Origin of the sequence: Halorubrum hochsteinianum, assembly GCF_023702125.1 — an archaeon.
Classification (GTDB): domain Archaea; phylum Halobacteriota; class Halobacteria; order Halobacteriales; family Haloferacaceae; genus Halorubrum; species Halorubrum hochsteinianum.
On sequence record NZ_CP098415.1, the window covers coordinates 2,316,426 to 2,329,359 of the forward strand.

The following is a 12,934-nucleotide window of genomic DNA, read 5'->3' on the forward strand; positions in this document are numbered from 1 at the left end:
CATCACACTGACAATAGCCGCAATATATCGGGGATCCCTCCATGAAGACGGAAACTCAGAGCTAGACATAACTCCGTATACTCGTATCTATGCGATAGATTCTTCGCCTGTATTGAGCGCAATCGGGCCAGAATATCTCACTTGCCGCGGATCTCAACGGATCCGGGCGTCAGTCGTCGCCCACGGGGTCGACACCGGGATCCGGGTCGTCGATGTACCGCTCGGTCCACGTGCCCCGCGCGAACCACGCGACTCCGACGACCGCGCCGAGGACGTTCCCGAGCGCCATGCCGACCCAGACGCCCGTCTCGCCCCACCCGGCCACGAAGACGAGGTACGCCACGCTGGCGACCCGGCCCACCCAGAGGGTGAGGATCGAGATGACCATCGCGGTCTTCGTGTTGCCCGCGCCGCGGAACGCGCCGAGGATTACCTGCGAGACGCCAATAAACGCGAACTCGACCGAGCGGATCCGGACGTACTCGACCGCGTACTCGATCGTCGCCGGCGCGTCCGGCACGTCGCCGAGGAACGCCCCCACGATCGGTTCGGTGAACGCCACGGCGACGACCGCGACGAGGAACATCACGCCCGCGCCGGTCGTGGCGGCGAACTTCACCGCCTTGCCCGCGCGGTCGGCGCGGTTCGCGCCGAGGTTCTGTCCGACCATCGTGTCGATGGCGCGCCCCAGTCCCATCGCGGGCAGGAACACGAGCGAGATGAGGCGGTTCCCCAGCCCGTAGGCGGCGACGACAGGCGGCGAGAAGGTGACGATCATCGCCGTGAGCGTGATCATCGCGAGCGCGCTCGTCGTCTGCTCGACGCTGGAGGGAAGGCCGAGTCGGAAGATGTCCCGGATGAAGTCGAGGTCCGGAACGAGGTGGCCGAACGTCACGTCGGGGCCGTAGTCGGTCCCGAACAGGACCCAGAGCCCGATGGCGGTCGCGACGCCGCGAGAGAGGATCGTCGCGAGCGCAGCGCCCTGAATGCCGATCCCGGTGACCCCCGTCGCCGAGAGCAACATCGCCTCCACCGCGACCGGATCGAGCGCGGCGAGACCCGGCACCGCCGCGAGCCACTCGAACAGCGGATTCCCGTCGAACCCGAAGATGAAGAACGGGTCGGGGAGGACGTTCAGGAGGACGGAGATGAACATCACGGCCATCGGCGTCCGGGTGTCGCCGTAGCCGCGCATCAGCGCCGAGAAGACGAAGAAGCCGAACATCAGGGGGATGCCGGCGAAGATGACCTCCATGTAGTCGGCCGCGAGCGGGATCACCGTCGCCGCGGTGTCCGCGTCGCTCGGGAGGATCTCCAGGGCGGGACGGGTGTAGAAGTAGCCCGCGATACCGATGAACACGGACAGAACCGAGACGGTGAAGATCGTCTGTCCCGCGACCAGTCCGGCCGAGCCGTCGCCGTCGGCACCGGTGTACTGCGCGACGAGGATCGCGCCCGCGGTGGTGAACCCGCCGGCGACCGCGATCAACAGGAAGATGAGGGGGAACGCGAGGCTGATCGCGCCGACCGCTTCCGCCGAGAGCCGGCCGAGGTAGAGCGTGTCGACGATGTTGTACGTCACCTGTAACAGCTGGATGACGACGATCGGCCACGCCAGTCGGAACAGCGGTCTGAGGAGGCTTCCTTCGGTGATCGACTCCCCGTCGACCGGCCCGTCCGGTCCGCCGGGGGAACCGTCGCCGGGCCCGTCGGGCTGGTCGGGGTCGTCCGGCCCGTCGGCGTGGGCGTGTTCGTCCGGGGCGGTGGAGGGGTCGTCCGGCCCGTCGGAGGGGCCGTCCGGATCGACCGGAGGCTCGTCGCTCACTGGCGTACAAACGCCGGTGGCGCGCTATCAGACTTCCGATCCGGTCAGCGTCTCCCGCCGCCGCTGGGGCGGTCGTCGCGGTCGTCTTCGGTCGAATCGGCGGCGGTTAACCCGCCGTCCGGGGAGTCCGCCCCGGAGTCCGATGCGGGAGCGTCGCCCGGGGTGTCGTGGGCGGCGGCCGTGGCCGATCCGGAGTCCGTCGCCGCGGCCCGGTCCGCATCGGCGTTCACGCGGGCGACGCCGGAGGTGTCGTCGAAGACGAGGTGGCGGTGCGGGTACGCCATCGTGACGTCCGCCTCCGGGTCGCCGAGCCGCTCGCGGATGCGCGTGTTCACGTCCGACTGGACCTTCGCCAGCTTGTAGGGCTTCTTCACCCAGTACCGGAGTCGAAGTAAGATCCCGTTGTCGCCGAACTCGTGGAGCCGGCAGTCGGGCCCCGCCATGTACCGGGCCACGCCGATGCGGATGTCGGGGCCGCCGTCGATGACGGCCTCGCAGTCGCGCGCCGCGCGCTCGATGCGGCGGCGGGCCTCCGGGATGTCGCTCTCGTAGGTGACGAGCACGTCGATCGACCGCCGGGTGCGCTCGTCCTCCGCGGAGAGGTTCGTCACGTCCCGCTCGCGCATCGTCCCGTTCGGGACGACGAGGAAGGTGTTGTCGAGGGTGAAGATCTTCGTGTACCGGATCGTGATGTCCTCGACGAACCCGGTCGTCCCGTCCTCCAACTCCACCATGTCGCCGATCTCGAACGGCTGGTCCGCGAGGATGAACACGCCGTTGATGAAGTTCCCCACCAGCGGCGCGAGGATGATACCGATGACCGCGGAGAACACCGCCGTCCCCAAGAGGAGGTCCGAGAACCGGAACCCGACGGCGTCGAGTCCGACCAACAGGGCGAGACCGATAGTCCCCACACGGACGCCGCGGATGATCGTCTGCGCGACGCTCTGTCGCGACACGCGGCGCGCCACGGGGCGACCGATCAGCCGCACGAGGAAGTTGGCGACGACGACGCCGACCGCGACGGCCGCGAGCACGGTCAGCAGACTCGTCCCCGGGAGGGCCGCGAGCCGCTCACCGATCGCGACGAGCCGCTCACCGATCGCGACGAGTCGCGAGACGACCCCCGGGACCGCCGCCACCTCCGGAGGTACCATGGCGAATCCGCGTCGGCCACCGGAAAAAGCGTTTCTCCCCGCGGGCGCTGACGGGACGCCCGCGGGCGACGGGGCAACCACTAACACGCCGCTGAGCGAACGGAGGGTATGTCGCGACCGCCCGCGGATCCGACGACACCGAGGTTCAGCGTCGAACACGACTCGAAGCCGGGAAACACGGTGATAGCCGGGTTCTCGTCGTTCGGGCTGGCTGGGCTGACCGCCGTCGACTACCTGGTCGACGACCTCGACCTGGCGGAGACCGGCCACGTCCGGATCGACGGGCTCCCGTCGATCGCGCCGTTCACCAAGGGAACCCCCCGCCACCCGATCCGGCTGTACTCCGCCCCGGACCTCGACATCACCCTGTTGGTCGCCGAGCAGTTCGTTCCCCCCGCCCCCGGTGGACTGCTTGCGGATGCGCTCCTCGACTGGGCGGCGGCGAACGGCGTCTCCGAGATCGCGGTGCTGGCGGGCGTCCCGGTGGCCCACGGTCCCGACGCCCACCGGACGTTCCACGTCGCCACCGAGGACTACCGCGCCGCGCGGCTCGGGGACGGAGCCGACGTGCCCGCGATGGAGTCCGGGTTCCTCGACGGGACGAACGCCGGCCTGCTCGAACGCGGGCTGGACTCGTCGCTCGGCGTCGGCGTGTTCGTCACGCCGGTCCACGCGCAGGCCCCCGACGTCGACGCCGCGGTGCGGCTCGTCGACACCGCGAACGCGGTGTACGACCTCGGCGTCGACGCGGCCCCGCTTGAGGCGTTCGCCGAGGAGATCCGCCGCCACTACGAGGACCTCGCCGAGCGGATCGAAGAGCGGGAGCCGGAGGGGAGCTACGACCGCATGTACATGTGACGGCCGGATCCGGGCCGGGACGGCCCGTAGCCGACCGCGACCGGGGCCGACGGAGGAGGGCGCTCCGAAAACGCGTACAACTCGGGCCATAGTAAAAAGCTATAATCCCCGCCCCCGTTCTCCGTCACATGACGGATGACCTTCGGGACACGCTCGACCGGGTCGGGGACCGGTTCAACCTCGGGGAGTACGAGATCGACGCGTACCTCGCGGTGATGGAACACGGGGAACTGACGGCGAGCGACATCGCCGACCGCACGGACATCCCGCAACCGCGCGTGTACGACACGGTCCGGAGCCTGTCGGACCGCGGGCTGGTCGAACTGCGCGAGTCGCGGCCGATGAAGATCGTCGCCGTCGACCCGGAGGACGCCTTCGGCGACCTGCGCTCGTCGTTCGCGGAGATGGTGGACGAACTGGAGGCGCGCTACACCGCGCCGACCCGCGAGACGGAGGCGGTGTCGCTCGTGAAGTCGCGGTCGACGATCCTCCGGTACCTCGAAGAGGTCATCGCGAACGCGGAGTACGAGCTGGCGGTGTCGCTCACGCCCGGGCTCCTCCGGCGGTTCCGCGACGAGCTCGCCGCGAAGGTCGCCGCGGGCGTCAGCGTCGAACTGCTCGTCACGCCCGCCGCCAACGCGCCCGACCCGACCGAGTTCGACTACCTGGAGGTCGCGACCATCGCCCGCGCCCGCCGGGGGATCACCACGCCCGTCCTCGCGGTCGGCGACGGCGAGTACTCCGTGTACGCGACCCAAGACGCCCTGCGGGACGACCGCGAGCGCTACGGCGTCATCTTCAACCGCTCCGCGCTCGGCTTCCTCGTCTCCGGCTTCTTCGGGACCGTCCTGTGGACGACCGCGGAGACGCTCGCCGCCGACGGCGCGGAGCGTCCCTTCCCGCGCCGCTACGCCTCGATCCGCCGCGCGGTCAAGGACGTCCGCGAGTTCGACGGCGAGGAGTTCTACGCCACCGTCGAGGGGCGCGACACCGAGACGGGGGCCGACGTGACCGTCAGCGGCAAGGTCGTCGACGTCGCGTTCGTCGACACCGAGGAGGTGGCGTCGCTGGTCGTCGACACCGGAGACGGCCGCGTCGAGATCGGCGGCCGCGTCGCCGCCCTCGAGGACGTCGAGGGACAGGAGATCGTGATCGGCCGCGGCGAGCCGCCGGCGATCTGAGGCGGTCGTCGACGCCGTAGACCGGCCGTCGCACCGTAACCCGCTCGCCGACGCCGCGAGTCGATCGGAGAACCCGGCCCGGGAAACGGTGCCGACTCCGCGCCGGCATCGACAGCGTATTGACGCCCCGGAACCCACCGGCCTGACATGACGCTCGTCGTGGTCCCGGTCCGATTCCCCCCGTCGTCGCACTCGGCGGCGACGCTCCGCGAGGCGGCCCGCGTCGCCGAGGAGCGCGGTGCCGACCTCACGGTCCTCCACGTGGACTTGTACCAGCGCTCGGGCGGCGTCTCCCGCAGCGACCTCAAGCGCGCCGTCGAGGAGCGGATCGGCCGGCTCGACCGCGCGCGCTACGTCGTCCGCCGCGGCTTCCTCGTCGAGGAGACGATACTGGAGGAGGTCGTCGCCGAGGGGGCCGACGTCGTCGTCATCGGCTCGAAACAGGCGGGCCGCTGGCGGCGGATGGTCCAGAAGCTCCTCTCGGACCCGGACATCGACTCGTTCCTCCGCGGCGAGTTGGACTGTACCGTGATCACCGTCGACGCCGACGGCGAGACCACGACCACCGAGGCGGGCGGGGACGACGCAGCGCCGCTCCCGGACGACGCGGACGGCGACTGACCGCGTTCGGACGGCGACCCAGTCCGACTCCGACGACCCAGTCCGGCTCGCGACCTACTCCGCGACCGCGTACCGCCGCTCGTACTCGATGACGGTCGCGACCCGGTCGGCGACCGCCTCCCCGAACTCCCGCTCGACGACGTACAGCGCCAGGTCGAGTCCGGAGGTGACGCCGCCCGCGGTGAGTAGGTCGCCGTCGTCGACGACGCGCGCGTCGACGACCGCCGCGCCGGACTCGCGGAGTTCCTCGACCGCCGAGGCGTGGGTGACGGCGCGGCGGCCGTCGGTGACGCCCGCCTCGGCGAGCAGCATCGACCCGGTACACACCGAGGCGATCCGCGTGCCGGCCTCGTGGTGTGCGGCGAGCGCGCGCGGCACGTCGCCCTTCTGCGCCTCCGCCCACGCGCTCGCCTCCGCGTCTCGCGCGGTCCACCCGCCGCCGGGGACGACCAGCAGATCGGGCGCGTCGTCGGCCTCCGGGTCGGGTAGGGTCCCGTCCACGCCCACGCGGGTCCCGTGGCTCGCGGTCACCTGCTCACGGTCGTCGAGCGCGACGTACCGGACGCGCCCGGCGCGCTCGTCGCTCGCGTCATCGCCCGTTTCGGCGTCGGCATCGCCCTCGGCGGCGTAGTCGAGCGCGTAGTCGAACACCTCGTACGGGCCGATCCCGTCCAGTTCGTCGAACCCGTCGTACAGCAGAATATCGACGTTCACACCGGGCTGGAGGGGGGCGGACGGCTTGTGCGTTCTCCTCCTGCCGCCGGCTGATCCCGCACGGTCGACGCCCCTCCGTCACTCGTCGGCGAAGGCGGCCACGACCCGCTCGACGTCCGCGGCGACACGGTCCGGGTCGAGCCGTTCGCCGCGGTAAGCCCGCTCGACGACGCCGTCGGGGTTGACGAGCGTTGTCACGACGATATGCGTGAAGTCGTACCCCGGGAGTCGGTCGCTGTCGGTCGTCCGCTCGAACCCGATGCCCAGTTTGTCTTCGACGACGGCACTCGCGCGCTCGGGCGTCTCGGGCCGGAGGTAGATCCAGTTGCCGGCGTCGAGGTCAGCGCCGATCGACTCGGCGTTGTCGCGGAGCGCGGCCGCGTCGTCGCGTTCCGGATCGAACGTGATCGGGAGGAAGTACACGTCGTCGGTCAGTCCGGCGTCCGCGACGCGGCGCTGGACCGTCACCCACTGCCGGAGCAGGATCGAACACTCCGCGGGACAGAACGTGAACACGCCGGTCACGAGGGCGGTCCGGTCGAGTTCGTCGCTGTCGAACGTCCCGCCCGCGAGCGCGTCACCGTCGGACGCCCCGTCGGCGAGCGGGGCCGGCAGCTCGAACGACGGCAGCGGCTGCCCGTACGCGGGGTACGCGAGGTCCTCGCTGTCTGCGATCTGGTCCTCCTGCGGGTCGAGCGCGACGCCGTCCGGGCCATCGCCGAACAGACGCGAGGTACAGCCCGCGACGGAGCCGGCCGCGGCCGTTCCGACGCCGGCGAGTAGCGTTCGGCGCTTCATACCTGAGCGGACGGCCGAGCGGCGCATAACGCGTCTGGTGCGATCGACGAACGCGTGCGACGCGGTCCCGCGGGGTCGGCTCGATCGAGTGACTCGATCCGGCGGCTCGGCCGGGCGACTCGCGCCTCAGAACGGCGCGTAGTACGGGATCGGCGGGTGCGGCAGCGGGACGCCGAGCGTCACGAGCCCGTGCTGAAGCGGGATGTACCCGAGCGCGACGAACGCGACGCCGAGGACGCGGTGGAGACGGAGCCGCGTTTCGAGTCGCATCGACTGGAAGACCGTGCCGAAAAGCAGCAGCGCCGGCACCGTCCCGAGGCCGAGAACGCCCAGCGCGACGGCACCGCCGAGCGCGCTGCCCTGAACGAACGCGTACAGGAACGCGGGGTAGAGGAGCGGGCACGGAAGGAACCCGTGGGCCCCACCCAGTCCGAGGATGCGCCAGTCGCCGACCCACGCGTCGACGCGGGCGACGATCCGGTCGCTCACCGCCGTCGTCGCCCGTTCGAAGCCCGGGATCGGGACGGACTCGAACTCCAGTCTGAGCGCGTAGCGCACGCCGATGGCGACAATCACCCCGCCGACCGCGATCCCGGTGAGCGCGTGGACGTCGGCCGCGAGGGTCGTGACCGTTCGCCCGGTGACGAACGCGACGCTCCCCGCGAGGCCGAAGAGCCCCCCGAGGACCGCGTAGCTCGTCGCTCGGCCGAGGTTGAACAGCGCGTGCTGGCGGACCTGCCGCACGGTGAGGTCGTCGCGCCCGCCGCGTCCGTCGGGCTCCGCGGACCGCATCCGGTCGGCGTAGGTGGTGACGAGCGGCCCGCACATGCCGAGACAGTGGGCCCCGCCGAGCAGCCCGACGAGGAAGAAGACGCCGATCCCTAGCGAGTCGGCCGCGTACAGGGAGCCGCTCGGCTCGCAGGTCGCCGGGTCGGCGGTGGCGAGGAGCGAGCGGAGCGTCCCGACGCTGGCAGCGTACATATCGGCGAAACGGCCCGGAGGGCGCTAACCGATCTGGTGCGATCGGCGAACGGACGCCGTCACCCCTCGGCGTCGAAGAGCGAGTCAACGGTGCGGACGAAGCGGTCGACGAGCCGGTCGGGCAGCGACGGCGACACCTCGTCGAGGAGCGCGGCCGTCCGGTCGGGGCGGGTCAGGGAGACGGTCATGGGTCTGTCCGGCGACTTCTCGACGATCCCGTGGTCGGCGAGCGTCGAGACGTGCCACGACACCGTGCTCTTCGCGAGGTCGAGTTCGTCCGCGAGCGCCGCCGGTCGGGTCGGGCCGTCCGCGTGGAGGCGGACGACGATCTCCCGGGCCGTCTCACGCCTGAGGAACGCGAGGGTCCGGCGGTCCCACTGGTCCACCGTCGGATCGAAGTAGTGAGCGCGCCCGCCGATCCGCTCGACCGCCAGCTCGCCGTCGCGGACGAGCCGGCGGAGGTGGTACTGCGCCTGTCCGGTCGCGATGTCGAGGTCGCGGCCGATCCGGTTGAAGTGGACGCCGGGGGTGTCTCGGACGTGGCGTCGGATCCGGGATCTGGTGTCCGACATTCGTGGCTGTTCGACGTTCCCTCCCGCGGAATAAAAGTCGCGCGCGCACTCCCCTCGGCTGGGAACGCCTCGAGGGGCACGTCTTCTTGTCCGTCGACCCCGAAGGGGGAGTGTGACGCAGTCGCTCACGGGGTCGCTCCCGGCGCTCGCCGGATGGTCGGTCGAGGGGTCGATCCCGATCTTGGCGATCGTCATCGTCGCCGGGCTCGGAACGGCCACCCTCTTCGCCGTCAGCCTCGCCGCGTACCGCCGCCGCCGCCGGGCGCAGTACCGACTGATCTCCCTCGCGGTCGGTGCGCTCCTCGCCCGGTCGGTCGTGGGTGCCGGCACGGTCCTCGGCGTCGTACCGATGCCGGCCCACCACCTCATCGCGCACGGTCTGGACTTCCTGATCGCCGCGCTCGTCCTCTACGCCGTGTACGCCCACGCGCCCGGAGCGATCGGTGACGACACCGTCTCCGACTGACCGGGCGGCGCGGGAGACTATCGGCGCACGCTCCCGCGGAGGCGCTCGATCGCGACGCCGACGCGGGGACCGAACGCGACGGCCGCGACCGCCGCGACGATCCCGAGGACGCTCCAGCCGACGAGCGAGGCCACCGCCCGACCGGTGTCGACGAATCCCCCCTCCGGCGCGAAGGCGACGCCGATGACGTGCTCGAAGACCAGTCCCCTGAACGCCCCGTTGGGAGAGAGCGCTATCGACTCGGCGATGCCGCCCGGCGACGCCCCGGCCGCCAGCGACCGAAGGACTGCGAGGTCGCCGCCGAGGACGCCGCCGAGCAGCGCGAGGAGGCCGAGCGCGAACGCGCTCCGCCGGCTCGTCGCGATCGTCGACACCGCCGCCGACAGCGAGAGGTACGCCGCGCCGAACGGGACGACGAGCGCGATAAAGCGGACGAAGATCACGGGCGAGTCGACGCCCGAGTGCGTCGCGAAGATCCCGGTGTCCGGGGCGGCCGTGAGCCACACGTACGCCCCGACGAGCGCGAACGGCCCGCCGACGAGCGCGACGAGCGCGACCACCCGCGCCAGCAGCACCCCGAGGACGTATCCGACCGCGCTCACGGGGTAGGTCCGGATCACGTCGAGTTCGCCGCTCTCGACGTCGGCGAACAGCGCGCGGTACCCGAGCACGACCGCGAGCAGCGGGACCAGCACCTCGGTCGGCAACAGCAGGTCGACGACGGCGGGCACGAACCCGGTCGCGCCGCCGCCGCCCACCGCGACGAGTCCGCCGAGGACCGCGAGCAGCCCGACCGCGAGGACGGCGTACCCGGGCGTCCGTCGCACGGTGGACAGCTCCCGACGGAAGACGACCCAGACACCGGCGAACGGGGAACTCATCGGTCCGACACCCCCGGGACGTGAACAGAGCCGTCGTCCGGGTCGCCCGCCTCGCCGCCCGACCGCCCGCCCTCCCCCTCGGCGGCTGCCGGCGCACGGTCGTCGGATCGCCCCGCGACCGCGCGGTACAGCCCGGCGACGTCGTCGACCCCGTGTTCGTCGAGGAGGCGGTCGCGGGCCCCCACCGCGGCGACCCGGCCGCGCCGGAGGACGACGACGGCGTCCGCGTGGGCGTCGACGAGGTCGAGGTCGTGCGAACTGACGACGACGGCCGCGTCGTCGCCCGCGCGGGCCGCCGCCCGGAAGGCCCGCTCGCGCATCTCGGGGTCGAGCCCGCTGGTCGGCTCGTCGAGGACGACGACAGCCGGGTCGCCGAGCGTCGCCTGCGCGATTCCGAGCAGCCGTCGCATTCCGCCGGAAAGTTCCTCTACGCGCTTTTCGGCCGCGTCGCCGAGGCCGACGTCCGCCAGCGCCCCGCCCGGGTCGCCGCCGACGAGCGCCGCGTAGAACCCGAGCGTCTCTCGGGCGGTGAACCCGTCCCGGAACGGAACCCGCTGCGGGAGGTAGCCGACGCACCTCTCGGACCGGGAGCGCGGCCCCCCCTCCGCGTACCGGACCGCTCCCGCGGTGGGCTCGACCGCGCCCGCGAGGAGGCCGAGCAGCGTCGACTTGCCGGAGCCGTTGGGGCCGACGACGGCGGTGACGCCCGCTCCGACGGACAGCGAGACGCCGTCGAGGACGGGGACGCCGCCGTATGCGCGCGTGACCCCGTCGAGCGTCGCGAGCGTGCGGTCGCTCACGCGGATCCCCCCGCCGTCGCCACGGCGTCCCACTCGGACCCGTTCGCGGACCGCCAGTCCGCCCGAATCGCCCTCCGAGCGCCGGCGTTCCCCCGCGCGGCCGCATCGGTCCGCTCGGGGTGGTGCGGTTCCGCCGCGGGCGACGGGTCGACGATGCTGCCGGAGCGGGCCCCGGGGACGGTTCCGCGGAGGGCGTCGAGCAGTCGCGCCGCCGGCGACTCGCGGACCGCGGCCGCGCTCGCGTGTCGGTGGAGCGCGCCGTCGACCGGGGACGTGGGGCGGTACGCCCGCTCGCCGTCGGCGTACGGGCCGGCGTTCGCGCCCTCCCAGTAGTTCCCGCGGTCGCCGTCGGCCCACACGCGGAGCGCGCCGGCACCCGCCGTCGCGTGGTCGTCGTTGCCGACGAAGTCGTTCGCGACGACGCGGCTCGAGGGAACGACGGTCGTCGCGCGCGCGCCGAGTTCGTTGTCGACGACGACGTTGTGCTCGTACAGCGACCCGCGGGCACTCGTGGAGAAGCCGAGTTCGTTCCCGACCAGCGTGTTGTAACCGACGTACGTCCGCGTCCCCGACGCCTGGATCCCCGCGCTCGAGTTGCGGACTTCGTTGCCGACGATCGCGTTGCCCGCCGGCCGCGTCATCACCGTGACCCCGGCGAACAGCTCGTCCCGGAAGTCGTTGTCCGCGACGAGCGCGTCGCCGGTGTACATGAGGTGCGTCCCGTATCGGTTGTCCGCGAACGTCGAGTTCCGCACGACCGAGCCGTCCGCGCGGTGGAGGTAGATACCGTCGCGGCCGCCCTGGAACCGGCTGTCAGTGACGGTCACGCGCGACTCCATCCCGGTGATCCCCATGAACCCCTCCTGCCACTCGTCGGTCCCGTCGACGACGAGCCCGCTCGCGGTCGCGTGCGATCCCTCCCGCAGCAGGAGCCCGCTCGCGTTCGTGTCGACGGCGACGTCGTCGACGACGAGCCCGGGCGCGCCGACCGCCTTGATCCCGGCGTCGCCGTGACCGTAGCCGAGCTGGATGTTCGTGTCCCACGCCTCGCCCTCGGGGCCGCGGGACTCGCGGGCCGCTTCCGGGTCGCGAGTCTGGTTCCCGGTGCCCGCGACCCGCAGCCCCATGAGAGCGGCGTCGGATGCGCGGACGGTGATCACCGATCCGGTCCCGTTCCCGACGACGCGGGTCACACCGTCGTCGTTCTGTCCCCCGCCGGATCCCGCGCCCGCGACCGTCACGGACCGGTTCACGGTCACGGTCTCCTCGTAGGTCCCGGGCGGAACACGGACCGTGGTGTCCGGCGGCGCGGCCGCGACCGCGGCGTCGACGGTCGGGGCGTCCTCGCCGACGACGACGGACACCGGGCGGTCCGCGCGCCGCTCGGCCGCCGCGAGCCGCTCGTCCGCCGTCCGCCACCGCTCCGGCGCGAGCGAGCGGACGGTCGCCGCGGAGTCGACGTCGAACGACCGGGTCCGGACCACCTCCCAGCCGACGACCGAGCCGCCGTGGTCGGCGGCGAACGCCGCCGCGGCCTCGCGCTCCCGGAACGGAACGACGACGTCGCCCGACGGGGATCTGGCGTCGCTCCCGACGACGTACCGAGCCGCCGAGACCGGGACCCACCCGCCCGCCCCGCTGGCCGAGAACAGTCCGGACTGAGTCGTGCCCGGGCTCCTGTGGTCGAACGTCTCTACGTACGCGACCAGCGGGTAGCCGAACTGCCGCTCAGTCCGCCCGTCCAGCCGGCTCTCGACGAACGGGCCGATCCCGTTGTAGCCGACGACGTACTGGAGTTGCGAATAGAACACCTGGACCCGGGGAAGGGTCGCGTCGCCGGCCATCAGCGCGTCCGTCTCCGAGGAGAGCCCGAGTTCGACGGTGTCGTCGAACCGCACCGGCTCGGGGACCGACTCGCTCGGATCGGCGGCGAACGCGCCGGCGGTCACGACCGCGGCGACTGCGATCAGGCCGGCGGCCGCGAGGCGGACGCGACGCGACCGGGCGGAGTCGGGGTCAAAAACTGCCACGCGAACAGTTCGATCGACGGCGACTTATTCTGTCTGGTTCGTTCCTCGAA

The 12,934-nt window shown here is 71.9% G+C and carries 13 protein-coding genes; 4 read left to right on the forward strand and 9 right to left on the reverse strand.

The genetic code is table 11. From position 1 onward, the window contains the following. Positions 1-169 precede the first annotated feature (169 nt). Positions 170-1,825: an MATE family efflux transporter gene (locus NAF06_RS11795; RefSeq protein ID WP_008585702.1), complete on the reverse strand. Its 1,656-nt coding sequence runs from the start codon at positions 1,823-1,825 to the stop codon at positions 170-172. 44 nt (positions 1,826-1,869) lie between these two features. Next, positions 1,870-2,982 (reverse strand): mechanosensitive ion channel family protein, encoded by a 1,113-nt coding sequence (locus tag NAF06_RS11800; protein ID WP_049908837.1) that lies wholly within the window; start codon positions 2,980-2,982, stop codon positions 1,870-1,872. A 108-nt stretch (positions 2,983-3,090) separates the two neighbouring features. On the opposite strand from NAF06_RS11800, the gene NAF06_RS11805 reads away from it, so the two are divergent. The 3 genes from NAF06_RS11805 (at position 3,091) to NAF06_RS11815 (ending at position 5,642) form a co-directional block, all read left to right on the forward strand. Next, complete coding sequence (locus NAF06_RS11805; protein ID WP_008585695.1) at positions 3,091-3,840, forward strand: proteasome assembly chaperone family protein; 750 nt, start codon at positions 3,091-3,093, stop codon at positions 3,838-3,840. A 128-nt stretch (positions 3,841-3,968) separates the two neighbouring features. After that, the gene (gene trmB / locus NAF06_RS11810) at positions 3,969-5,021 is read left to right on the forward strand and encodes an HTH-type sugar sensing transcriptional regulator TrmB (RefSeq protein ID WP_008585694.1); all 1,053 of its coding nucleotides are present in this window, start codon (positions 3,969-3,971) and stop codon (positions 5,019-5,021) included. A gap of 147 nt (positions 5,022-5,168) precedes the next feature. Next, the gene (locus NAF06_RS11815; protein ID WP_006627764.1) at positions 5,169-5,642 is read left to right on the forward strand and encodes a universal stress protein; all 474 of its coding nucleotides are present in this window, start codon (positions 5,169-5,171) and stop codon (positions 5,640-5,642) included. A gap of 54 nt (positions 5,643-5,696) precedes the next feature. Here NAF06_RS11815 and NAF06_RS11820 read toward each other — a convergent pair whose 3' ends face one another. The 4 genes from NAF06_RS11820 to NAF06_RS11835 all read right to left on the reverse strand — a co-directional run bounded on the left by NAF06_RS11820 (position 5,697) and on the right by NAF06_RS11835 (position 8,707). Beyond that, on the reverse strand, positions 5,697-6,356 hold the full coding sequence (locus NAF06_RS11820) for a DJ-1/PfpI family protein (protein WP_008585693.1): 660 nt from the start codon (positions 6,354-6,356) through the stop codon (positions 5,697-5,699). A gap of 78 nt (positions 6,357-6,434) precedes the next feature. Continuing rightward, positions 6,435-7,154 carry an SCO family protein gene (locus NAF06_RS11825; RefSeq protein WP_008585692.1) on the reverse strand — a complete coding sequence of 240 codons (720 nt, stop codon included), beginning with the start codon at positions 7,152-7,154 and terminating at the stop codon, positions 6,435-6,437. A gap of 126 nt (positions 7,155-7,280) precedes the next feature. Further along, positions 7,281-8,135: a sulfite exporter TauE/SafE family protein gene (locus NAF06_RS11830; protein WP_008585691.1), complete on the reverse strand. Its 855-nt coding sequence runs from the start codon at positions 8,133-8,135 to the stop codon at positions 7,281-7,283. Between the two features lie 59 nt (positions 8,136-8,194). Further along, positions 8,195-8,707, reverse strand: a complete 513-nt coding sequence (locus NAF06_RS11835; RefSeq protein ID WP_008585690.1) for a winged helix-turn-helix transcriptional regulator — start codon at positions 8,705-8,707, stop codon at positions 8,195-8,197. 112 nt (positions 8,708-8,819) lie between these two features. On the opposite strand from NAF06_RS11835, the gene NAF06_RS11840 reads away from it, so the two are divergent. Then, positions 8,820-9,173: a DUF7471 family protein gene (locus tag NAF06_RS11840; RefSeq protein ID WP_008585688.1), complete on the forward strand. Its 354-nt coding sequence runs from the start codon at positions 8,820-8,822 to the stop codon at positions 9,171-9,173. 17 nt (positions 9,174-9,190) lie between these two features. Here the strand turns inward: NAF06_RS11840 and NAF06_RS11845 are convergent, their stop codons facing one another. The 3 genes from NAF06_RS11845 to NAF06_RS11855 are packed head-to-tail and all read right to left on the reverse strand — an operon-like array spanning position 9,191 to position 12,884. Further along, a complete protein-coding gene (locus NAF06_RS11845) occupies positions 9,191-10,054 on the reverse strand; it encodes an ABC transporter permease subunit (RefSeq protein WP_008585686.1) in 864 nt (287 codons plus the stop codon). Continuing rightward, positions 10,051-10,854: an ABC transporter ATP-binding protein gene (locus NAF06_RS11850; protein WP_049908840.1), complete on the reverse strand. Its 804-nt coding sequence runs from the start codon at positions 10,852-10,854 to the stop codon at positions 10,051-10,053. The genes NAF06_RS11845 and NAF06_RS11850 overlap by 4 nt, the downstream gene beginning before the upstream one ends. Next, positions 10,851-12,884 (reverse strand): NosD domain-containing protein, encoded by a 2,034-nt coding sequence (locus NAF06_RS11855; RefSeq protein WP_008585682.1) that lies wholly within the window; start codon positions 12,882-12,884, stop codon positions 10,851-10,853. The genes NAF06_RS11850 and NAF06_RS11855 overlap by 4 nt, the downstream gene beginning before the upstream one ends. Positions 12,885-12,934: the final 50 nt, after the last annotated feature.

Excerpts from the sequence above, each read along its gene's own strand:
- NAF06_RS11815 (WP_006627764.1), top strand. The coding sequence starts at position 5,169 with ATGACGCTCGTCGTGGTCCCGGTCCGATTCCCCCCGTCGTCGCACTCG.
- NAF06_RS11805 (WP_008585695.1), top strand. The coding sequence starts at position 3,091 with ATGTCGCGACCGCCCGCGGATCCGACGACACCGAGGTTCAGCGTCGAA.
- NAF06_RS11830 (WP_008585691.1), bottom strand. The coding sequence starts at position 8,135 with ATGTACGCTGCCAGCGTCGGGACGCTCCGCTCGCTCCTCGCCACCGCC.
- NAF06_RS11845 (WP_008585686.1), bottom strand. The coding sequence starts at position 10,054 with ATGAGTTCCCCGTTCGCCGGTGTCTGGGTCGTCTTCCGTCGGGAGCTG.
- trmB (WP_008585694.1), top strand. The coding sequence starts at position 3,969 with ATGACGGATGACCTTCGGGACACGCTCGACCGGGTCGGGGACCGGTTC.
- NAF06_RS11825 (WP_008585692.1), bottom strand. The coding sequence starts at position 7,154 with ATGAAGCGCCGAACGCTACTCGCCGGCGTCGGAACGGCCGCGGCCGGC.
- NAF06_RS11800 (WP_049908837.1), bottom strand. The coding sequence starts at position 2,982 with ATGGTACCTCCGGAGGTGGCGGCGGTCCCGGGGGTCGTCTCGCGACTC.
- NAF06_RS11835 (WP_008585690.1), bottom strand. The coding sequence starts at position 8,707 with ATGTCGGACACCAGATCCCGGATCCGACGCCACGTCCGAGACACCCCC.